Origin of the sequence: Pseudoalteromonas luteoviolacea (assembly GCF_018100925.1) — a bacterium.
Lineage (GTDB): Bacteria > Pseudomonadota > Gammaproteobacteria > Enterobacterales > Alteromonadaceae > Pseudoalteromonas > Pseudoalteromonas obscura.
This window is the reverse complement of sequence record NZ_JAGJEH010000010.1, coordinates 21,712-44,000: the sequence shown is the minus strand read 5'-3', so window position 1 is coordinate 44,000 and position 22,289 is coordinate 21,712. Positions and strand designations below refer to the sequence as shown.

15 protein-coding genes are annotated in these 22,289 nt (G+C 43.3%); 7 read left to right on the top strand and 8 right to left on the bottom strand.

Going from position 1 to position 22,289, the window contains the following annotated elements; genetic code table 11:
• Positions 1–5: 5 nt before the first annotated feature.
• The 3 genes from thrB to J8M00_RS20485 all read right to left on the bottom strand — a co-directional run bounded on the left by thrB (position 6) and on the right by J8M00_RS20485 (position 4,023).
• On the bottom strand, positions 6–935 hold the full coding sequence (gene thrB, locus J8M00_RS20495) for a homoserine kinase (RefSeq protein ID WP_211012346.1): 930 nt from the start codon (positions 933–935) through the stop codon (positions 6–8).
• A gap of 9 nt (positions 936–944) precedes the next feature.
• The gene (thrA, locus tag J8M00_RS20490; protein WP_211012345.1) at positions 945–3,362 is read right to left on the bottom strand and encodes a bifunctional aspartate kinase/homoserine dehydrogenase I; all 2,418 of its coding nucleotides are present in this window, start codon (positions 3,360–3,362) and stop codon (positions 945–947) included.
• Positions 3,363–3,657: 295 nt separating this feature from the next.
• A complete protein-coding gene (locus tag J8M00_RS20485) occupies positions 3,658–4,023 on the bottom strand; it encodes a response regulator (RefSeq protein WP_211012344.1) in 366 nt (121 codons plus the stop codon).
• A 209-nt stretch (positions 4,024–4,232) separates the two neighbouring features.
• Here J8M00_RS20485 and J8M00_RS20480 point away from each other — a divergent pair, with 209 nt between their 5' ends.
• Both J8M00_RS20480 and rdgC read left to right on the top strand, forming a co-directional pair.
• Positions 4,233–5,993, top strand: coding sequence for a sensor histidine kinase (locus tag J8M00_RS20480; protein WP_211012343.1), 1,761 nt, complete (start codon positions 4,233–4,235; stop codon positions 5,991–5,993).
• Positions 5,994–6,139: 146 nt separating this feature from the next.
• Positions 6,140–7,048, top strand: coding sequence for a recombination-associated protein RdgC (gene rdgC, locus J8M00_RS20475; RefSeq protein ID WP_211012342.1), 909 nt, complete (start codon positions 6,140–6,142; stop codon positions 7,046–7,048).
• A 44-nt stretch (positions 7,049–7,092) separates the two neighbouring features.
• On the opposite strand, the gene J8M00_RS20470 is transcribed toward rdgC, so the two are convergent.
• Positions 7,093–7,932: an HDOD domain-containing protein gene (locus tag J8M00_RS20470; RefSeq protein ID WP_023398511.1), complete on the bottom strand. Its 840-nt coding sequence runs from the start codon at positions 7,930–7,932 to the stop codon at positions 7,093–7,095.
• A gap of 217 nt (positions 7,933–8,149) precedes the next feature.
• Here J8M00_RS20470 and J8M00_RS20465 point away from each other — a divergent pair, with 217 nt between their 5' ends.
• On the top strand, positions 8,150–9,835 hold the full coding sequence (locus tag J8M00_RS20465) for a dipeptidyl-peptidase 3 family protein (protein ID WP_211012341.1): 1,686 nt from the start codon (positions 8,150–8,152) through the stop codon (positions 9,833–9,835).
• 14 nt (positions 9,836–9,849) lie between these two features.
• On the opposite strand, the gene J8M00_RS20460 is transcribed toward J8M00_RS20465, so the two are convergent.
• The 4 genes from J8M00_RS20460 to dinB form a co-directional block, all read right to left on the bottom strand.
• The gene (locus J8M00_RS20460) at positions 9,850–10,245 is read right to left on the bottom strand and encodes an HIT domain-containing protein (RefSeq protein WP_211012340.1); all 396 of its coding nucleotides are present in this window, start codon (positions 10,243–10,245) and stop codon (positions 9,850–9,852) included.
• An 84-nt stretch (positions 10,246–10,329) separates the two neighbouring features.
• Complete coding sequence (locus J8M00_RS20455; protein ID WP_211012339.1) at positions 10,330–11,862, bottom strand: M17 family metallopeptidase; 1,533 nt, start codon at positions 11,860–11,862, stop codon at positions 10,330–10,332.
• A gap of 63 nt (positions 11,863–11,925) precedes the next feature.
• Entirely contained in the window at positions 11,926–13,623 is a 1,698-nt protein-coding gene (locus J8M00_RS20450; protein WP_211012338.1) for a carbon starvation CstA family protein, read from the bottom strand.
• A gap of 113 nt (positions 13,624–13,736) precedes the next feature.
• The gene (gene dinB / locus J8M00_RS20445; RefSeq protein ID WP_211012337.1) at positions 13,737–14,792 is read right to left on the bottom strand and encodes a DNA polymerase IV; all 1,056 of its coding nucleotides are present in this window, start codon (positions 14,790–14,792) and stop codon (positions 13,737–13,739) included.
• 666 nt (positions 14,793–15,458) lie between these two features.
• On the opposite strand from dinB, the gene J8M00_RS20440 reads away from it, so the two are divergent.
• The 4 genes from J8M00_RS20440 (at position 15,459) to J8M00_RS20425 (ending at position 22,284) form a co-directional block, all read left to right on the top strand.
• Positions 15,459–16,511 carry an aldo/keto reductase gene (locus J8M00_RS20440; protein ID WP_211012336.1) on the top strand — a complete coding sequence of 351 codons (1,053 nt, stop codon included), beginning with the start codon at positions 15,459–15,461 and terminating at the stop codon, positions 16,509–16,511.
• A gap of 70 nt (positions 16,512–16,581) precedes the next feature.
• A complete protein-coding gene (locus tag J8M00_RS20435; protein ID WP_211012335.1) occupies positions 16,582–17,103 on the top strand; it encodes an NUDIX hydrolase in 522 nt (173 codons plus the stop codon).
• Positions 17,104–17,606: 503 nt separating this feature from the next.
• Positions 17,607–19,448 (top strand): methyl-accepting chemotaxis protein, encoded by a 1,842-nt coding sequence (locus J8M00_RS20430; RefSeq protein WP_211012334.1) that lies wholly within the window; start codon positions 17,607–17,609, stop codon positions 19,446–19,448.
• Between the two features lie 157 nt (positions 19,449–19,605).
• Entirely contained in the window at positions 19,606–22,284 is a 2,679-nt protein-coding gene (locus tag J8M00_RS20425) for a bifunctional acetate--CoA ligase family protein/GNAT family N-acetyltransferase (RefSeq protein WP_211012333.1), read from the top strand.
• Positions 22,285–22,289: the final 5 nt, after the last annotated feature.

Here is a 22,289-nt window from a genome sequence, read left to right as displayed (position 1 = left end):
ATTCCTTAAACCAATTCTCTGGTACCTGCACTGTCCAGCTGGCAGATATGGCTAAAACCGTGCTCATTTAAATAATTAGACTCAAGCCAAGATTGGCATTGTTGAGCCGCATTTAATGTTGGACACAGAGCAAATAATGTCGGACCTGCGCCAGATATACTCACGACGCTCGCACCTAGCTCTGGCAGGCTCAACTTCGCATCTGAGTATCCATCGATTAATTGCGCTCTGCTGGGCTCTGCCACCGAGTCTTGCATAAGCGACACCGCCTCACTAAATCTATGTAGTTGCAGCAGCGCACAAAATGCTGACAATCGCTGAGCGAATGCAACACTGTCTCCAAGTTTCAATTCAGGTGCTAAAACCGCTCTTGCCTTTGCTGTATTTAAAGCAAAACCAGGATAGGCCACCACAATGTACCAATTAGGGTCTACTGGCAGTGCCAATGCTCGGTCTGGCACCAACTCAGCTGTCAACTGGAGCCCCCCCAAATAACATGGTGTGATATTATCGTAGTGACGAGCACCACTCACCTTAGCTTCAAAATCAGCCATCAACTCAATCATTTGAATCTGGGACAGTTGAGTGCCTGCAAAAGCATTTAACGCTGCAAATGTTGCAACTACGGAACAAGCACTAGATCCTAGCCCAGAGCCAACCGGCAGCCTTTTCTCAAGAGTCAGCGACAAGCTAGGCATATCAGCTTTCACATGGGACCTGAAATGCGTTAAACACTGAAAAGCGAGATTATCTTGTGCCTCTTGAGGCAATTTATGGGCATATTTGCCAACGCAGCTGAACTGATCTCGTGGAGCTTCTTCGATACTAACCACATCGCCAAGTAACTGGCCATCAATTGGCGCAATCGCAGCACCCAGCGAATCAAATCCAACGCAAAAATTCCCAATGGAAGCTGGCGCATAAAATTTTCTCATGTTGCGCTCCTAACGAGAAAGTGTTTTTAAGATATCAGCAAATACGCCTGCGGCCGTTACTTCTGCGCCCGCCCCATAACCTCTGATCACAAATGGCTTAGGCTGATAATACTGACTCAAAATTGCTAGCGCATTTTCTCCATCGCGGATATCAAACAACGCATGGCTAGCGTCCACTGCTTCTATACCCACTTTACACTTACCGTCTTGAATGCTGCCAACATAGCGCAGCTTTTTACCTTCACTGGCCGCACTTTGTACCCGATCGGAAAATGCCCCATCCAATTCTGGCAGACGAGCCATAAATTCATCAACTGAACTGCCCTGAGCAAACTCCTCTGAAACCACAGGCTCAACTTGAATATCATTCAACTCCAAATCTAATCCAGCCTCGCGAGCAATGATCAATAGCTTTCTTGCCACATCGGTACCCGATAGGTCATCCCTCGGATCTGGCTCAGTGAAACCGTTTTGTTTCGCTTTCGCTGTTGCTTCTGACAGACTGAGACCATCTTCAATCGCACCGAACATGTATGACAACGAACCAGATAAAATACCGTTGAAAGACAATAATTCATCACCTGCACCAAACAACAATTGTAAATTGTCTAAAACCGGCAAACCGGCTCCAACGTTCGTTTCATAAAGGAACTTCCTTCCTGAACGTTGCGCTGCATTTTTTAGCTGATGGTAATACGCCATATCTCCAGTGTTAGCTTTTTTGTTGGCGGCTACCACATGGAACCCTGCATTTAAAAAGTTTGCGTACTGATCTGCAAGTTGCTCGGAAGAACTACAATCAACAATGACTGGATTAATCAAATGATTCACTTTGACAAATTGCTCTAGTGTATTCAGGTCAAACCCTGCTTCACTTTGCTTCAGTTGACTTGGCCACTGTTCGAAATCCACACCTTCTTTACTTAAAAAGCACTGTTTCGAATTCGACACACCATATAGGTTTAATTTGATATTGCGTTTAGCCAGCCAGCCTTGTTGCTTTTCCAGTTGTTTGATTAACTCTTTACCGACTAAGCCACAGCCCAATAAAAAGAGGTCTATAGAAGGAACATGAGTAAAGAAGTTTTCATGGCAAACTTTCATTGCATCTTTACATAACTCTCCTGAAACAACTGCTGAGATGGCACTCTCTGTGGAGTCTTGTGCAATTGCAACCACGTTTACTTGAGCTTGTGCCAAAGAGGCAAAAAATTTAGCAGCAAGACCTTTATGTGACTTCATATTGTCACCGACCAAGGTTACGATGGCGAGCTTTCTACGTACCTCAACAGGCTCTATAAGTCCTGCTTGCGTCTCCAATGTAAATGCTGTCTCTAACGCATTGAGTGCCAATGCTAAGTCCTGTTCATACACACAAAAACTAATGCTAAACTCACATGACGACTGCGTGATCAGAACAATAGATACATTGTCATTAGCCAGTGCACCAAACACCCTTGCAGCCATACCCACTTTGCCTTTCATTCCCGGTCCAGACACAGTCAGCATGGCGAGATTATCTAAACTGGATAGTGCTTTCACAGGCGCGTCACCTGTACCGTCAGACGAGATTAAAGAGCCGGGCACATCCGGATCATGAGTATTTTTTATCTCGCATGGCACATTGGCTTTAGCACATGGCAAGATTGTTTTAGGGTGCAAAACTTTTGCCCCAAAATAGGCAAGCTCCATGGCTTCTTTATATGACAAGCGGTCAACTTTAGTCGCCTTTTTAATTAACCTAGGATCCGCACTGTATACTCCATCAACATCTGTCCATATTTGGCAAATATCGGCATTGAGACTTGCGGCCATTACAGCTGCGGAATAATCAGACCCATTGCGCCCTAGTGTTGTCAGTTCGCCTGCCGCATTGCTGCCAGTAAACCCAGCCATGATATATATACCTGAGTCTCTAGAAGCCACTTGCTGATTAACGGCTTCACGGGTTCTGTCCAAGTCAACCTCTGCATCTAAGTACTGAGCTTGAGTCTTGATACAACTTGTCGCATCCAACGCACGCGCACCATGCGCTTTTAACATTGTCACCATAAGAGAAACACTTACTCGTTCTCCAAAGCTAATTGCAAAAGCATTGACCGATGCAGGACACTGCTTGAGCAATTGGACACCCTGCAATTGTTGCTTGAGTACGTCCAATTCAGGCCACTCTAAGATCTCTCCATATTGAGACTCAACGTCATGTTTAAGGGCCTCACAGCGCGACTCTAGTGCATCCCACGGCGCAGCATAATCGTCGCCGCGCGCGGCTATTTGAACCAATTCGACCAAACTATCAGTCATGCCACCAGGAGCTGAGAGCACCACAACCGCTTTTTCACCGCCATAATTCAGGATCAGAGACTGCACGCGACGTAAGCATGCTATATCTGCCAGTGAAGAGCCTCCAAACTTTAAAACTCGCATTTTTCAATTTTCCTCATTCCAGAAACGAAAAAGGCCTGTGCTCTTGGTGAGCACAGGCCTTTTTTAAATATGCACGGACCTATGCCACTATCCAGTATGGATGGTGGTCGTAATAATAATTGTCACGTTACATGTAATTGGGTTCATGGTTTTTACGTCAACCTAAGTTTAATTTTTACTTAAAAAATATTTACAGGACCTAGACTGCCCGATCTTTAGTCAATCTGTCAAGTCGATAAATAGAAATTAAATATGCAAAAAGTTCAAGGTACGTACTGGAAAGTGAAATACTTATCTAACGAATACCATATTCGCTGAGTAAAGAGATCAGTTGTTCTGCTTTGACCGGCTTTTCAAGGAATTTTAAAGCACCCAATTGTGCCACTCTTGTTTTCATTTGGTCCTGAATGTCTGCCGAGATCACAACCACATAGGTTTCAATTTTAAGCGTCTTAATCGCCTCAAGCACACCCACTCCATCCAATATCGGCATGGTAAGGTCAAGGCAAAGCAAGTCAATTTGCGAATTTTGCAATATTTCGACGGCTTCTTGGCCGTTTTTAGCCTGACAAACCTCAACATCTAAGTGCGTGTTCAGGCAGCGCACAACTTGCTTACGTGCAACGGTCGAATCGTCACACACTAACACGGAATAGCTCATAAGAAGGTAAATCTTTATTGTTCTAGTAACAAATAAACGTTATTGTTGTTCTAATCTTATAACACAATAATCAACATCCAGTAAGTTTTTTATATACGCTTATATGTTGTAAAGATAGCAAGATAAACATTTATTTTTAGCCATTTATTGGCTAACTTTAATTTTAACACGCGTGCTATAACATGGTCGTCAGGAGCGAAGAACACTCCATGCTACAGAAAAGTCTGTCGAAAAAACTACTTACAAACGTTCTGTCAGTTTACTTTCTGCTAACGTTTGTCGTAACTTGTGGACAAGTTGTCGCCGAATATGTCAACACTAAAGACTACATCCGTAACGAACTGACCATGCTGCAAAAAACATTTAGTCGCAGCCTGACACGCGCTATCTGGGAGTTAAACACCAAACAAACTGTCACAACTGCCGAAGGGTTATTGGCGATACCAATGATCGAGGGGATAATTGTGAGAGATGATAGCGGTGAAATCATCTCGCAACTCGGGCGTTCTCTCAATATTCACGAATTATATAGTCAGCAGCTTGTTCAAGAGGAAGCTTTAATTGAAGACACGCCCTCCGGATTGTTCGGATACACATTCCCACTCATTTTTGAGTTTTCAGGAAGGGCCACACAAGTCGGTGACGTAACCTTATTTTCTAGTCGCGAAGTTGTTTTCAGCCGAATTATGATCTCTATCTATTTTCTGATAGGGAATGCCATGGTCAAAACGACTTTCTTAATTATCCTATTTTTATTGGCCTTTAGAAAACTCCTTACAGAGCCACTGACGGACCTCACAGAACAGATAGAAGACTTTGAAGTCGACAATGTTGATGGACATAAAATAGATATTGATACCACAGAGCGAAATGAGCTCAAGGTTATGGAAGAAGCCTTTAATAAGCTGATCGACAAAGTTGCAGAATATCGAAAACAACTCGATCAGACACAAAAAGAGCTCATTATTAGTAATGAAAAATTAGATCAGCACAATATTCAGCTGGAGCAAGAAGTTGCTAGGAAAACGTCAAACCTTAGTCAGGCAATGATGGACTTACAACAGCAAAAATATGAACTAGAAAAACAAAAGCTGACACTCACAGAAGAGATAGATTTGCGGCGCCAAACAGAAGAAGAACTGCTGACAAAACAAAACGAATTAGAAAAATATGTCGAAGAGCTGAATATGGCACAGGAACGTTTGGTCGGCTCAGAAAAAATGGCTGCGCTGGGTGGCCTCGTAGCTGGTATCACCCATGATATCAATACACCAGTAGGTATTGGCGTCACTGCGACCTCCTTTTTACAAGAACGCCTCGATCAATTAGAAGCCGCATATAAAGAAAAAACCTTATCTCCAAAGGCCTTAGAAGAGTTTATGCACGAGGCAAAACAAAGCGCCAGCCTTCTAACCAACAATCTCGCCCGGGCCTCTGAGTTGGTTGCCAGCTTCAAACAAATTGCCGTTGATCAGGCCAGTGAAGCGGTTAGAACCATAAACTTCCAACAGTATCTAGGCGAAGTTCTTCGCTCTTTACACCCAAAATTGAAAAAAACAGCTCATGAAGTCAACATTGACTGTCCTGCTGATCTCACACTTAATTTGCCTGCGGGAGCCATTAGCCAAATTTTCACTAACCTTATCATGAACTCTCTTATCCATGGCTTTGAGGGGGTGAATAAGGGCACCATAGACATCCAAATTACTGATGACAATGAAGATGTCAAAATCGTTTATAAAGATAATGGTAAAGGCGTTTCACCAGCACAATTGGAGAAGCTATTTGACCCCTTCTTCACTACTAAACGAGATCAAGGTGGAAGCGGCCTTGGTACACATATTACTTTCAACTTGGTGAAACAAACACTGAATGGCGATATTGAAGTTAGCTCGGAAGAGGGCCAAGGACTCACCTACCACATTCGTTTCCCTAAAGAAATGAAAGCACAACAAGCAATGTTTAGTTAACCCTAACGCCACGGCGTGAATTGATCTTTTATTCACGCCTTTTCAGCCCGTGAAATTTAATAACAAAAGCCACAATATTGGCTTTGCCCGAAACACCTTTGATTTGCTATGATGCAGTTCGATTTTTCACTTGGATATTTGAATATATGTGGTTCAGCAACCTGATCTGTTACCGTTTTAAACAAGATGTTTCGTACACGCAAGAAGACTTTGAAAAAGCACTTGAGCAAGATATATTCCGCGCTTGCGGCAGCCAAGATATGAGCACCTTTGGTTGGGTAAACGCATTAGGGAAACACGGCCAGACTCTGTCTCACTTCTCGCAAAATAGCATTTTGTTATGTGCCAAACGCGAGGAAAAAGTACTGCCAGCTGCGGTGATCAATGACATGGTCGCTGAAAAAATCGAGCAGATAGAGCGTGAAGAAAACCGCCCAGTAAAGAAAAAAGAAAAAGATGAGCTTAAAGAAAATATCCTAGCAACTCTGCTACCTCAAGCATTCAAAAAATCGAGCTTGCAGTTTGCCTTTATTGATCAAGAAAGTGGCTGGGTTATCGTCAATAGTGCCAGCTTTAATAAAGCTGAAGAAATGATGGCTTTATTGCGTAAATCTCTGGGCACACTTCCCATTGTGCCAGCATTTGCTAATTACGACCTCGATGTATTCTTAACTGATTGGCTCACAAAGTTTGAAGCTCCTGAGGGCTTTGCTATTGGCAACGATGCAGAGCTACAAGATGCTGCCGACGAAGGTGCTCAAGTTAAATTAAAGCAACATGACTTAGCCAGTGACGAAATTAAGCTTCATCTAGAAAATGGCAAACGCGTCACTAAACTGGCGCTAGATTGGAAAGAGCGTGTACAATTTTTATTGCAGAACGACGGATCAATCAAGCGTGTTAGCTACAATGATGCGCTAAAAGAGCAAAACGCTGATATTCCAAAAGAAGATTTAGCAATTAAGCTAGATGCAGACTTTATTCTTGTCTCAGAGGAAGTTAAAGAATTACTTGAAGACCTCACAAAAGAACTGGGTGATAAAGACGACCTTTAATAAAAAAGGGCCTTTAGGCCCTTTTTTATTGTCTAAATACAAAGTTAAGCAAACATCGATTTCACATCCGTTAGCAAGTCTAAATATGCATCATCTGTGAACATATCAATAGAGCGAAGTACGCCTTTTTCTTCATATACACCCAAAGCAGCGGCTTTGTCTGATACTTGTAAAATCCCCTCAACAATAGCACCAGCACGGATGAAATCAACATAACAAACATGCTCAGGTTTATAGTTTGGATTAGCCCAACTTTCTGCAACTTCAACAAAATCGTCAGTAAATCCCCACTCACGCATAATCGCACCGCCTATGCGGCCTGCTAATTTTTGAATAGCGTGTGCTAGAAAGCTTGGATTTGCGAATACTTCCGGGTGTTTCTCTGCTTCTGTTAAAATAGGTAGCACACCAATATTAAATACTAGCGAGGCAAGAGTAATTGTGTCTTTGTTCAGCGATGTGTGTTTGTTCAAGCGCAAGTAAAACTCCATTGTCGAAATCGCTTGGCAAGCCACTTTCAAAGTTTTTTGCCACGCTTTATCCATGTATGTTTTTATCAACTTGTTGTTAGAAACGAACAGTTGTTCCATGGCCATGGCCGTAGCAATATTTTTTATTTGCCGAAGTCCAATACGAGTTACCGCTTGGTTCAAGGTATTTACTTTAATAGAACGTCCCATAAAACCACTATTTGCTACTTTTATCATACGAGCAGCCAGTGCAGGATCATGAGATATCACGTCTGCCATTTGTAGTAGGTTGACTTCGGGGTCGTCGGCAGCTTGACGAACTCGAACAGCTATTTCAGGTAAGGTAGGTAAAACGAGTGTGTCATTATTGATTTTATCGACAAGAATGGTAAGTAATGCGTTTTCTGTAGACATATGGTCAAGTCCTTTAAATTCGCCACTTAACGATGGCCTTATAATTTTTACTGCTTTAAGTATTGTCTAACTTCTCGATAAAGTTAAGAAAAGTATAAAAATTATTCTGAGCATGGTGACAATAAAAAATACTTTGTTTTTACCGTTTGCTCAATTGCTATTTTTTCCGCATCATAGATGCGACACAATCATAATAACTAAAATCCTGGGATAAATGATGAAACTTTCTAAACTCTCTAGTGCGATTTTAATCGCTTCCGGTTTGCTAGTAAGCGCATGCTCACAGCAACAAGCAGACACACCCAAATCGAATACAGCCGCTGCGCAAGACACTGTGACATATTCATTGCAAAATATTGATAAAAATCGCCTCAATATTTATACAGAGGTCACTTTAACCAGTGACCTGAGTCATCTTAATGACAACCAGAAAAAAATGATTGCACTTCTTATAGATGCGTCAAAAATTATGGATGATCTGTTCTGGAAACAAGCTTTTGGACAAGATAAAGAGACCTTCCTTGCGCGCATCGACGACCAACAGGTACGCCGTTTTGCCGATATTAACTATGGCCCTTGGGACCGCTTAGATGGCGACAAAATTTTCCTAACTCGCTTTGATCAAAAAGCACCTGGGGCAGAATTTTATCCAAGTGACATCTCTAAAGAAGAACTAAACCAAGCTGATTTCAAAGACAAGCAGGGTCTTTATTCCATGGTTAAAAGAGACCAGCAAGGTAACTTATATTCAGTGCCATATGCCACTGAATTTAGGTCTGAACTTGAAGCCGCAGCTAAACTTTTAAGAGAAGCTAGCGCCCTTGCCGTAGACAAGCAGTTTTCAAATTACTTAAACCTGCGTGCAGATGCGTTGTTAAACAACAGTTATCAGCCTTCGGATTTTGCTTGGATGGATATGAAAAATAACCCTATCGACGTGGTTATTGGGCCTATCGAAACATATGAAGATCAACTTTTTGGCTACCGAAGCGCATTTGAGTCATACGTATTAGTTAAAGACTTAGCATGGAGCGAACGCCTCGCAAAATTTGCTGCATTTTTACCTGAGTTACAAACAGGTTTGCCCGTTGCGCAAAAATATAAGCAAGAAGTCCCTGGCTCAGATGCAGATCTAAACGCTTATGACGTAGTGTACTACGCAGGACACTCCAATGCTGGCAGTAAAACCATTGCTATCAACTTGCCAAACGACGAACAAGTTCAGTTAGAAAAAGGCACTCGCCGACTGCAATTAAAAAATGCAATGCGCGCTAAGTTTGATAAAATTCTCGTACCCATTGCGGATGAGTTGATAGTGCCAGAACAACGCAAACACATTACGTTTAACGCATTCTTTGCCAATACGATGTTCCATGAAGTTGCACACGGTTTGGGGATCAAGAATACCCTCACAGGTAAAGGGACTGTACGTCAGTCGCTACAAGAACATGCCAGCGCCATAGAAGAAGGTAAGGCCGATATCCTAGGGCTTTACATGGTGGAACAGCTACTGAAAAAAGGCGAGATAACGGAAGGTACCTTGGAAGACTATTATGTTACCTTTATGGCTGGCATCTTCCGTTCGGTCCGCTTCGGCGCTTCTAGCGCCCATGGTAAAGCTAACATGATCCGCTTCAACTTCTTCAAACAAGAAGGCGCCTTTTCTAAAAATGCCCAAGGCTTGTATCAGGTTGATATGGATAAAATGGGTGCTGCAATGGAAAAGCTATCTAATTTGATCCTCACCCTACAAGGTGATGGTGATTACCAAAAGGTTGACCAACTAATTGCAACTCACGGAGATATAAAAACAGAGTTGCAAGCAGACTTAAATAAGTTGGCCAATGCAAATATCCCCGTCGACGTCACCTTCAAACAAGGCAAGTCTGTCTTGGGGCTTTAAATATTCAAAAGGCGCTAAAGTGACAGCGCCTTTTTTAATGCTAATAATTGACTCTCACTGTATGGTTGAGCAGTGTGCACACCCCAAACAGGCTTAGGCCAAGCGGCGTCATGTGTATAACGCGCAATATGATGCACATGTAGTTGCGGTACCATATTGCCCAATGCAGCAACATTGAGTTTATCTGGCGTGAAAACCGTCATTAAAAGCTCACTTAGTTGCTTTGACTCCTGCCAAAATTGGGTCTGCTGCGCTTCGGTCAAGTCAATGATTTCACGTGCTCCCTCAACTTGAGGCACAAGGATAAACCAAGGGTATTGACTATCATTCATCAATAGCACTTTGCACAGCGGCCAAGACGCTAGCTCTATACAATCTCTATGTAATTCAGGGGCAAGTTCAAATGCCATGTACTCTACTCCGATAAAAAAAGCAGATACTCAGTACCTGCTTTATATTCAGTGATCATGACGTTGTCATAAGATCACTCGCTCTTATAGACAATAGCGAGCGAATAAGCTGCTTACCGTCGCGGCTGTTGGCTTACCATGTTGCCAATCGCCGTTTTCCACTCCACTACCTGCAATGTCCATGTGTACATATGGTAAAGGTAGCTCAGAATCGCAGCCATGTTTGTCCAAACCACCTACAATGGCCAAAAATGCCATTGGGAACTGGTGGCCACGCGCTGTTACCGCTGAAGGTGCATTGTTACTAGACAGCACATCATCAGCCAAAGTGCGCGGCTGTACGAAGTCATAATCTTCTCTGCGGCTGCGAGATACTTCCGCACAATCTGCCCAGATATCTCCTTGATCAGCGATCAGACGCGATACTGAGTTTGCACGTGCTGGACCATTTTCAACAAGTGCACTATATGGGCCCATCGCTCTTGCTGCATGGCCGGTAAGTGTAGCAACGGTGAATAGTTCAGGGTTTACCTCAGATTTAGCCAAATCTTTCATTTCACTGAGTAAATCACCCATTGCTAAACGCCCTTCAGCATCGGTGTTACCGATACGTACACGCACACCTTCACGGGTTTCGATAATTTCATCCGGAACAAAGCAATCAGAGCCAATAGAGTTTCTAACGACCGCTAGATAAGCAATCACCTTCACACCTTTTGGTTGATATTCGGCCACTGACTTCATAAACCCAGCCACAGATGCAGCACCACCTTTGTCACGACTCATACCAGCCATAAAACCGCCAACTTTTAAGTCTGCTCCACCAGTATCGTAAACAAGGCCCTTACCTACAAACATTAAAGTGCGCTCAATATCGCCTTCAGGTACATATTCCATTTTTACAACACGCGGGTGATGACGTTCCACAGCATACGACGCACGCGCAACCGTGCTCAACATTGGGTATTCTTTATCGATGGCCGTGATGTCGGAAATAACTTCTACCTTAACTGAGGTATTCTCAAATAAAGACACACAGTAGTCGGCAAAACGAGGGGGGGCCATACGCTCAGGTTCAGTGCCACATAAATCACGCGCAGCATATTGACCCGCAGCAATCGCATTTAGCTGTGAACACAGAGCTTCGTCAGCACCAACAAGATAAATGCTTTCTACTGGCTCAATTTGCGTACCGCGATACTCTCGTGCTTCCAAAGGCTGCCAAAGTGCTTGGCACATTCCCAAAAATGCAACCTGTAAGGCGTTTTGATAACGTTCGTCATTCGGTACACCCGCCAACACCACAACAGGCTTTACAGCACCAGCCGCTTTGGCTTGTGCAATGGCCGCTTGACCAGCAGCGAAGAAACGACGCACATCATCGTAATCACGATTTAGAGGTCCGGTCGGCGCTAAAATTAAACGTTGGCCCGGAACTTGAGGCGCCAACAAGACATTTGCCTGTGTTGCCAAACGTGCATCTACGGCCAAATAAGGCGCAGCTGCCTCATTGAGCTGTTTATCGCCTAAATCACTTACATCTGAAGTAATGACGATTAAGGCATCAGCGTCACTTTGCTGCCAATTTGATGCTGGCAATGAGAGAGGAAAAGACATAAAAAGGCCCTTGTTCTTGTAATTTAAGGGCCAATTATCGGTTATTTATTTGCAAGAGCCAAGTTAGCTTGTCGATTCTTCACTGTCCGTAGCCGCTTCCGGTGTACTTTTGAGTTTACTGACCACACTCCAAGCTTCTAACATCACTAAAACACTCACGACCAATACGACGATATCTAATCCAACTAGTAGCCAATTACCTTTTTCGTAGTACTCTCCCAATTTAATCAAGCCCGCGAAAAATGCCATTAAGATCACAAATATCATGGGAATAAGCGTAAATTTGGCTGGTCGGCCCAACTTGATAAGGTAAACAGAGATCACCAACAAGGTTAGGCTTGCCAAAATTTGGTTCGTCGAGCCAAACAACGGCCAAATTATCATGCCACCACTGCCCGAAGCCCCGCCTGCACCAAATGCAAGTAATAAGCAACATCCCACAGCAACTAAGGTGGCGACAATGCCATTTTTTAGTACTGGTAACTTATAGATATCACCCCACTCTTGGATGATATAACGCTGTAAACGCACACCTGAGTCCATAGTCGTGCCCGCAAACAAAACGACCATAACAGCTAATAAAGTAGATGCGATTTCAGCGGATAGCCCCCACCCTGTGCTGATTAAATTAGATCCGCCTTGAATAAATGCGCCAACAGATCCTGCACCAAGATGACTATATATTTCGTGCCATTCTTCAGGCGATACCGCCAACATAACCCCGCTCACAGCCACTAAAGTAATGAGCGCCAACGAACCTTCACCAACTGCTCCTAAATACCCGACAAAACGACCATCAGTTTCTTTATTTAACTGCTTTGAGCTGGTGCCTGACGATACGATGCCATGGAAACCAGAGACAGCACCACAGGCAATGGTGACAAAGAGCAAAGGAATAATGCTTGGCGTGTCGATAGCCGTTTGCGTATTAAATGCAGGTGCCGTTATGTCTGGCATCACAACAAAAACTGCACCATATAGCAGTACCAACCCAACCAACAATTGCATGCCATTAATAAAGTCTCGAGGTTGTAATAGCATCCAAACAGGTAGCAAAGACGCAACAGCCGCATAAACAAATAAGATTAATATCCAACTGGCTTTATCAGTTAAGCCAAATACCTCACTGGGAAGCGCAATAGGCATACCGCTGCCTGCATAAATTGTCGCATACAGCACCACTACACCTACTAAGCACAACGGGATCAGTGGCACTTTTCGTTTTAACAACTGGCCAATAATCAAAGCCACAACAATGGCCGACCAAGCAGGGAAAACAGCATTGGGGTTAGCAACAAACGAGTTCGCGATCACAACACCAAACACCGCATTAACCATTAAGAGTACTAAAAATACCACAATCATAAATAACGAACGGGTGCGCTTGCCAATGACAGTTTCAGATAATGCCCCCATTGACTTGCCTTTGTGGCGAGCACTAGCCCAAAGTGCGCCCATATCATGGACGCCGGCAAAAAAGATGGTACCAATTACCACCCAAAGTACAGCTGGAACCCATCCCCAATAGACTGCAATAGCAGGACCAACTATGGGCGCAGCACCAGCCACTGAAGTAAAATGATGACCCCACAACACCACTTTATTGGTTGGAACATAATCAACCCCATCATTGAGTTCATGGGCAGGTGTGACGAAGTTATCGTCCATTTTGAAAATTTTGGTTGCGATAAACTTAGAGTATACAAACCAGCCAAACAGCATACCTAAAATACCGAACAACACTATCATGATCGATTGCACGAGATGTCCTCTGTGTTATTTTTGTATTAACATTACTCTAACACGGAAACATGCAAATTCAGTTATATTTTAGTCGCACAACCCCTAACACATATAAAGTTTGTCTTGTGATCTCAACTAAATAGACCCATTTGTACCTGATTGCTCGGCGCATCACCTAAACCAATTTGCACCCCCACCAGCCGCACAGGTTTATTGCCATAGCGCGCCACAGCCTGCTCCAACAAAGTACACAAAATATCTTTGTCAATTTGATGACATTGACATTCCTTGGTGGTTTGAGAAAAGTCGTAAAACTTTACTTTAACCCCTAACTTTGTAAAGGCGCGCTCCGTTTGATACCTAGCACTTCTACGAGTAAGTTCAGGGATAAGCTTGTCACATAAAATAGCCTTTAACTGCGCTAAATCTTTAATGTCCTTCTCAAAAGTTGTTTCAACCCCTACCGACTTGCGCACTCGCTCAGTCTCTACACCCCGATCATCAACACCTTGGCAGCGCCGCCATAATACATTGCCAAATTTACCAAAACGTTGAGCCATTTCATCTTGGCTCAGTGCTTTGATATCACGGCCAGTAACAAGTCCACATGCCAACAACTTTTCATGTGTCACTTTACCAACCCCGGGGATCTTTCTCAGCGGTAATTCATCGATAAAGTCATCTACCTGAGTAGGTGTGATCACACACTGTCCGTTGGGTTTATTTTCATCACTGGCTATTTTGGCTAAAAATTTGATCGGCGCAACGCCAGCTGACGCTGTCAGCCCTGTTTCATTATAAATATCTGTGCGGATCTGTTGCGCGATCAAGGTGGCGCTGCCTTGACAAACCTCACACTCAGTAACGTCTAAGTAGGCTTCATCCAAAGACAAGGGCTCTATCAAATGGGTGTAGCGCGCAAATATTTGCCGGATTTGTTGAGAGACTTCTTTGTAAACTTGCATGCGCCCCGGAACAATGACCAATTGAGGACAAAGTTGTTTGGCTTTGTAGTTAGACATCGCGGATCGCACACCAAATTCACGTGCAATATAATTCGCGGTACTTAATACCCCGCGATGGCTATTGCCACCAATTGCCATGGGTACTTTAGCGAGTGCGGGGTTATCACGCATTTCTACCGCAGCATAAAAACAATCCATATCAATATGGATAAATTTCCTCACCGATACGCCCCTTACAAACACTGTTTACTTATACAGTATGGTGGCAGTTTTCTAGCCATTTGTCTATTGCTTCAATGACTACGATTTATGAACATCGCTTTTTAGGCCAGACTCGAGCGTTAACGCATAGCAGTACATAACAAACGCATACATCGCGTATACAGTCAGCCCTCTGCCCTTTGCAACCGTTAAGAAGAGCCCCCTGCTGGTTTTTTGATATATAACAAATGCGATATAACGCCTCAAAAGTATCGGTAGCTAAATACAAGGCACATAAAGACTTCAAAGATATAGAAGTGCGTATTCCAAAATAGACTTATTTGATAACAAACCACCGAGCAATTGGACTCTTTCAGCCAATAAGCAATCCAAAAAATAGAACTACTAAGCCTAAATTATCAATTAAATCAAAAATAACGTAATGATCCATTTCTCAATAAACCTAACAATCGTCTACATCCAAAAACTTAGGTACAATAATTTATCAAACAGATACATCCAATCATTTGTTTACAATAAAGGCACAGTTGCTAATTTTAATAACTCAGTGTAAACAAACCTCAGCAGAATAAGTAGAAATGCTCTACACTGCTGTTAGTGAATTTGTATGTATCTAACGACTACATCTTAGCTGTTTAAACCTGTTCGATTTTGCAAGGAGTATCTATGAAGTACAGCCAATTAGGCCACTCATCACTAAAGGTTTCACGAGTTTGTTTAGGTAGTATGACTTGGGGGCTGCAAAACAATCAGCACGATGCTGATGAGCAAATCAACTACGCACTAAGTCAAGGGATCAACTTTATAGACACCGCAGAGATGTACGCAGTACCCCCTTCGCCAGATACCTATGGTAAAACCGAATTGATCATAGGTGACTGGATTAAACGCCATGAAGAAAAACGCCAAGAAGTTATTTTGGCGACAAAAATAGCAGGTGCGGGACTCGGTTGGATAAGAGAGGGCAAACCTATCGATAAAAGCGCAGTCATCAACGCTGTTGAACAATCATTACAACGACTGCAAACAGATTACATCGACGTATACCAATTACATTGGCCAAATCGCACATCACCACATTTTGGCAAACACTGGCACGGCATGTTAGACCTACACGCTGTCAGCAAAGCACAGCAGCTAGACGAAATGAGTAATATCCTCGAAGGCTTAAAAGTCTGTCAAGATCAAGGAAAGATACGTCATTGGGGGCTTTCTAACGAAACGCCATGGGGGATCAATACTTACTTACATTTGTGTGAGCAGCACGGTATAGAGCGACCAGTTTCCATTCAAAACGAATTCAATTTACTTCATGAGAAAGACTGGCCTTACTTATTAGAAAACTGCGTCAATGAGGACATCGCCTATTTGCCTTGGTCTCCACTTGCTGGTGGATTGCTATCAGGTAAATACTTAGGTGGTGCAAGGCCTGAAGGCAGTCGTTGGACCTTAATGCAGCGCAACGGGCTGTTTAGAGATACCCAATACTCACAACAGGCGACCGCTGCATATCAAGAAGTTGCACATGAACACCACCTCAGTACTGCACAGCTTGCTTTAGCCTGGTGTGATCAGGTAGATGGCGTTACTTCAACCATCATCGGGGCTACCTCAATGGCACAACTGAAAGAAAACATCAGTGCTTTTGACAAACCGCTTCCTCCTGAAGCGTTGGCAGAAATAGACACCATTTTAAAAACTTACCCAGTTCCATTTTAAGCTGACCCACAGATTAGAATGCAAATATGGTAAACTCACCAAATTTGCATTCTCAAATAACGACGTATTTATGAAACAACTCAATAGCAAGCCTATCGTGCCCCTGCCTGGCAGCCACTTTATTAGACATGCCGTGCGCGCAATTGTAACCAGGGGAGAAGAAATTTTACTTCTTTATACAGCGCGATATGATGATTACACACTACCTGGCGGTGGTGTTGATGAGGGTGAAGAGATTGAAGTCGCATTAAGCCGAGAATTACTAGAAGAAACCGGTGCAGAGTCAATAACGCACATTTCACCATTTGGTATATATGAAGAGTATCAAAGCTGGTACAAACCAGATTTCGACAATGTACATATTATTTCACACTGCTTTGTCGTCGATATTTGTGGCTCTTTCACTGAACCTCAGATGGAATCCTACGAGCAAGCAAATGGTATGCGACCAGTTTGGTTGCCGATTAAAGATGCAATTTCGCACAATCGTGAAACACTGGCTAATAGCAACAAAAAAGGACAGTCGATATATAGAGAGCTGGCGATATTAGAAACTGTTGCAAAAGAAATTATGGGCCTGAACATTGACTAATGAAATGCTTCCCCTGTTGGCGGAATATACAGGGAAAATCGCTCTCAATTGGAAAAATGTTCAGTGTATTTAAAAACGCTTTAATTGCCAGAAGCTATTGTAAGGCCTACTTTGAAAAAGAAGTTGGGTGGTGGAATATCTATTCGCCCCCTTTAATTCCCATAGGCACCATCACTGTGTAAACAATCGAACAATAAGGACATTTAATAAAATTAGCTCCCGACCACACACCTTCAAGGAAGCACTCTAAAGCCTGCAATTTACAGTGCTACCGAGCGCTCATAACGAAAGTGATTAGCATATACCACAAGCTAAATCTAAAAATGAATTTACATGGATTTCACTTGGGGATTAATGTAATAAAAATGTAAAACAACTAGCTATTACACAGCTATGAATAAGTGGTTGGACAAATAATTTCAATAAATTTCACTGCGTATTGGTAATTTTATAATTCTGTTCTAAGTTTTGATGATAGGAATATCAAAGCTAAGGAGTAGACTATGACCATTCGTCACACTTTCATTTTACTTTCTTCTCTTGTCATGATTGCACTGTTTTGTATGGTGGGCGTGCTTTGGTATGAAACGACTCACATCGCCAATTTGGGGCAAAAGTTGGCCACTAGCAAAGAGATCAGCAACGACCTTTTGATGCTAAGACGCCATGAGAAAGATTTTTTACTTCGAAAACAGCAAAAGTACGTCGACAAGTTTGATGCTCGGATCAAGCTAATGCGCAACAACATGACCATATTGAGTCGTCAGCTCCCCAGTCATTTACAACAGGCTTTGGTAGTGGCTGAAAAAGATCTGAGTAGCTACGAGTCAAACCTACGAAACTTAGTCGCGCTAGATAAAAAGATAGGTCTCTCACCGAGCCAAGGGCTGCGCGGTGAATTTAATCACGCCGAAGTTGCCTTGCACGAATCCCTGACCAATATTGGCGATATTACCGCGATGAGTAAAGCATTGCGATTAGTGCTACTTGAAAATGACTTCCAAACAAACCTCAATATGTCTACCAAAAACGAAGTCACTCAGCAGTTAGCAGTCATGAAGGTTTACTTTAATGATCAATTTAGCGCTGGGCAAAATGACCTGACGCTGTTTGAAAATACTGCGCGAGCGCTGACTGTAGCGCTGGTAGAGCGCGGCCTCGATGCCAATTCAGGCTTACGTGGTGAGTTGCGTTCAAGCATTCACAAGGTAGAAGGCACCATGAATAAACTCTCTGGTGACATAGAGATGGGGATCAGCAATGAGCTTATTTCTGCGCAACACCAAGGCATGATGCTAGCAGGAATACTCACAGCAATAATTGCAGGACTTTTGCTTTGGAAGGGGTCGCATATTGTCAAAAGATTAAAAGCGGCCAATGCCAATATGGCAACCATTAGTCATGGCGAAGGGGATTTAACCCATCATATCAATTTGACTGGTCGCGATGAGGTAACGGAGTTTGCAGGGTCGGTCAATCAGTTCATAGATACAACCGCTGATATAGTAAGAGAAATCAAACACACTGGTGAGACCGTCGAACATGGTGCACACCAATCCGTCGAAGTGACAAAACGCTCCCAACAAGCTATTGAAGAGCAAAAAAACAATACACACGCCGTTAAAGTTGCCGTCAGTGAACTGGTACAAGCGGTGTCACTTATCGCCGAAAATAGTGTGGCTGTGCAAAACAACGTCAATGAAGCAGATGAAAACATGGCCCGAGGCTCAGATATTATGCACAGAGCCCACCATAACATGTCTGAGCTAACCGGACATATCAATGAAAACAGTAAACTGATGCATCAACTTTCTTCAGCGAGCAGCGAGATTGAGAGTGTCACATCGGTTATTCGTGGGATCACTGAGCAAACAAACTTATTGGCATTAAATGCCGCAATTGAAGCAGCCCGCGCCGGTGAAAGTGGACGTGGGTTTGCGGTGGTCGCTGATGAGGTTCGCACACTGGCCAAACGCACCCAAAATTCAACAGTAGAAATTGAACGTATGATCCATGGTCTGCAAAGCCTAGTACATGACTCTGAGCAAGCCATGCAAACCAGCTTAGAACTAAGCGAACAAATGTATGAAGGCATTACAGAAGCACAGCAAAGCATGGACGATAACAAACAAGCCATGGATAAAATACGCGACATGGTCATTCAAATAGCTGGTGCGACTGAAGAGCAAATGGCGACAGTTCAAGGCGTTGAAAATGCTGCCGCAAACATTTCAGTGTCAGCAGAGCAGCTTTACGTCGACTCTTGCCACAACTGTAAAAATTGCGAAGCGCTGGAATATGACGCACATAAGATGCAAGAAGATGTATCCAGATTTAAAGTCTAATCAAGCTACTCACCTCTAACCCTCAAAAGCGCTTTTGTTTTTCGCAAAAGCGCTTTTGAGATCAAAGTAAAACACTTATCTGCTCGAAATCTCATACAAACATGTTACAGTCATGATCCAGCACATAATTTGGTATTGGTAAATCAAAGGAGTACGCATGAGTGTTAGACGTATAGGCCAGTTTTTTAACCCTAAATCAGTGGCTGTTATTGGTGCTTCCAACAACCCCAATCGTGCTGGTAATGTCGTAATGAAAAACCTACTCCAAGGCGGCTTTAAAGGCCCTATTATGCCAGTCACACCAAAGTACACTGCGGTACATGGCGTGCTCGCCTATCAGGATATAGAGTGCCTCCCTTGCATACCTGACTTGGCCATTATTTGTACTAACAAAAACACTTTATGCCAACTAATTCAAGCGCTTGGTTCAAGAGGCTGTAAACATGCTATTATCGTTGCTGCCGGTTTAAGTAACACTGAAAAGCACACTTTGCACAGTACTGCACAGCAATCTGAGGTGACTCTTTTGGGAAGTAACAGCCTAGGGTTGATCCTGCCGCACATCGGACTCAATGCAAGCTTTTCGCATACGGTCGCCACACCTGGAAAGCTCGCTTTTGTATCTCAATCAGCTGCTGTGTGCTCAACGATTTTAGATTGGGCGCAAACTAAACACATTGGCTTTTCTCACTTTATTTCTGTAGGCGACTGTCTAGATATCGATTTCGATGAGCTGCTCGATTACTTGGCAAGAGACAGCAAAACATCTGCGGTCTTACTGTACATAGACAATATCAAAGACGTGCGCAGGTTTATATCCGCCGCGCGAGCAGCCGCTTTTAACAAACCCGTCATCGCCATCAAAACTGGCCGCACAATCGCCGGCGCACGCGCCGCCTACCACCATACTGGCGGGAAAACTTCTGACGATGCGGTGTACGATGCAATGTTTCAACGTGCGGGCATGCTAAGAGTAAATGATTTAAGAGAGCTATTTGCGGCCACTCAGACGCTCGCATTGCACCCAAAACTGCTTAAAGTGGAACAACTGACTATATTAACAAATGGCGGTGGACCGGGGATCATGGCCGTTGATACCCTGTTAATGCGCTCAGGAAAGCTTACTAAACTCAGTGAAAAAACCGTCAGTGCTCTTAATGAGATCGTGCCTCAATCCTCGCAAACGGATAATCCTGTCGACATTTTTGGCGACTCGTCACCTAAACGGTATCAACGTGCATTAGAAGTACTTTTAAAGGCTGATGAGGTGAAAAACTTGTTGATTATTCATACACCGTCTGCACTTGCGCCAAGCTCGGCCTATGCCAAAATCATTGCTCAAACACTTGAAAAAATTCCCAAAATGGCAAGGCCCTTTGTTATGACGAATTTTATGGGCGAAGAAGCCGCCCGTTCAGCAAGAGATATTTGTGTGCTGAGTAACATACCAACCTATCGCACCCCTGAAGGCGCTGTCAGTGCATTTATGCATCTAATTACGTATCGCAGAAACCAAAAGCACTTGACCCAGACGCCAGAATCTATCATCCAAGATGAACTCATCAATAGCAAAGAGGCCAAACAGCAAATTAATGGCTATTTGCGCACCAACCATCAATATCTATCCACCCACTCGGCTAGCCAGATCCTCTCTTGCTATGGCATAGATTGTATTCATACCGAAGTTGCACTTACGCCCAGCGAAGCAAAAGAGCAAGCTGAAGAGATAGGGTTCCCCGTTGCATTGAAGTTGATCAGCGCTGCGATCCCTTCTAAATCTGAAGTGGGCGGCGTCGTGCTCAATTTGAATGATGGTAATGAAGTCGAGCAAACCGCATTTTCAATGCTACTGCGGATCAAAAAAACCTACCCAGACGCTGAGATTGAAGGGTTTTCTCTACAAAAAATGGCATCCAGAGCTGGCACTCAAGAACTGCGTATTGCAATAAAAACCGAACCTGATGTAGGGCCAGTTATCTTACTAGGCGAAGCGGGAACAGGGTTAAACTTCTCTCAAGCTGCCGTAGCGCTCCCGCCCTTAAACATGAATCTAGCAAAATATTTAATCGCAGCTGCCCATGACAAAGGTGTGTTAAAAGAGCGCACACTGCCTGACAAAGTCGACAAGTATCGCTTATGTGCCCTTCTCACTAGGGTGTCACAAATGATTGTTGAACAACCTGATATTCAAAGCCTAGAGCTCAACCCTATTTTAGCAAGCTCAGGTCAATTTCTAGTGCTGGATGCCCAGATAGGGCTCTCGCCATACCAGCCCAAAGCACACCGTAAGCGTTTAGCAATTAAGCCATATCCCAAAGAACTAGAACGAGTTTTAACACTAAAAAATGGCCAAGAAGTGATTCTTAGACCAATTAAACCAGAGGATGAGCGCAATCACCAAGAGTTTGACCAATCGCTCACTAAAGAGGACAGGTATAATCGTTTTTTTGGCCAATTGCCACAATTTACCCACGACCAACTCGCGAAAATGACGCAAATAGACTACGACCGTGAAATGGCCTTTATCATTAGTGAACGCTACAAAAGCGCCTTTCGTACTTTAGGGGTTTCTCGGGTTTTAATGGATCCAGATAATATTCAAGCTGAATTTTCTGTAATAGTACGCTCTGATTCACAAGGCCTTGGTTTAGGTAAATTGTTGATGAATGCGGCGATAGATTACTGTAGAGAAAAGGGCGTAGAAAATATTGAAGGGATCACACTATTTGAAAATACCGGCATGATCAATTTGGCCAAACACCTTGGCTTCAATGTAAAAAGAGACTTTGAAGAAGGTGCAGCTATTATGACTTTACCACTTCAAAATAACAGTTAGTGATT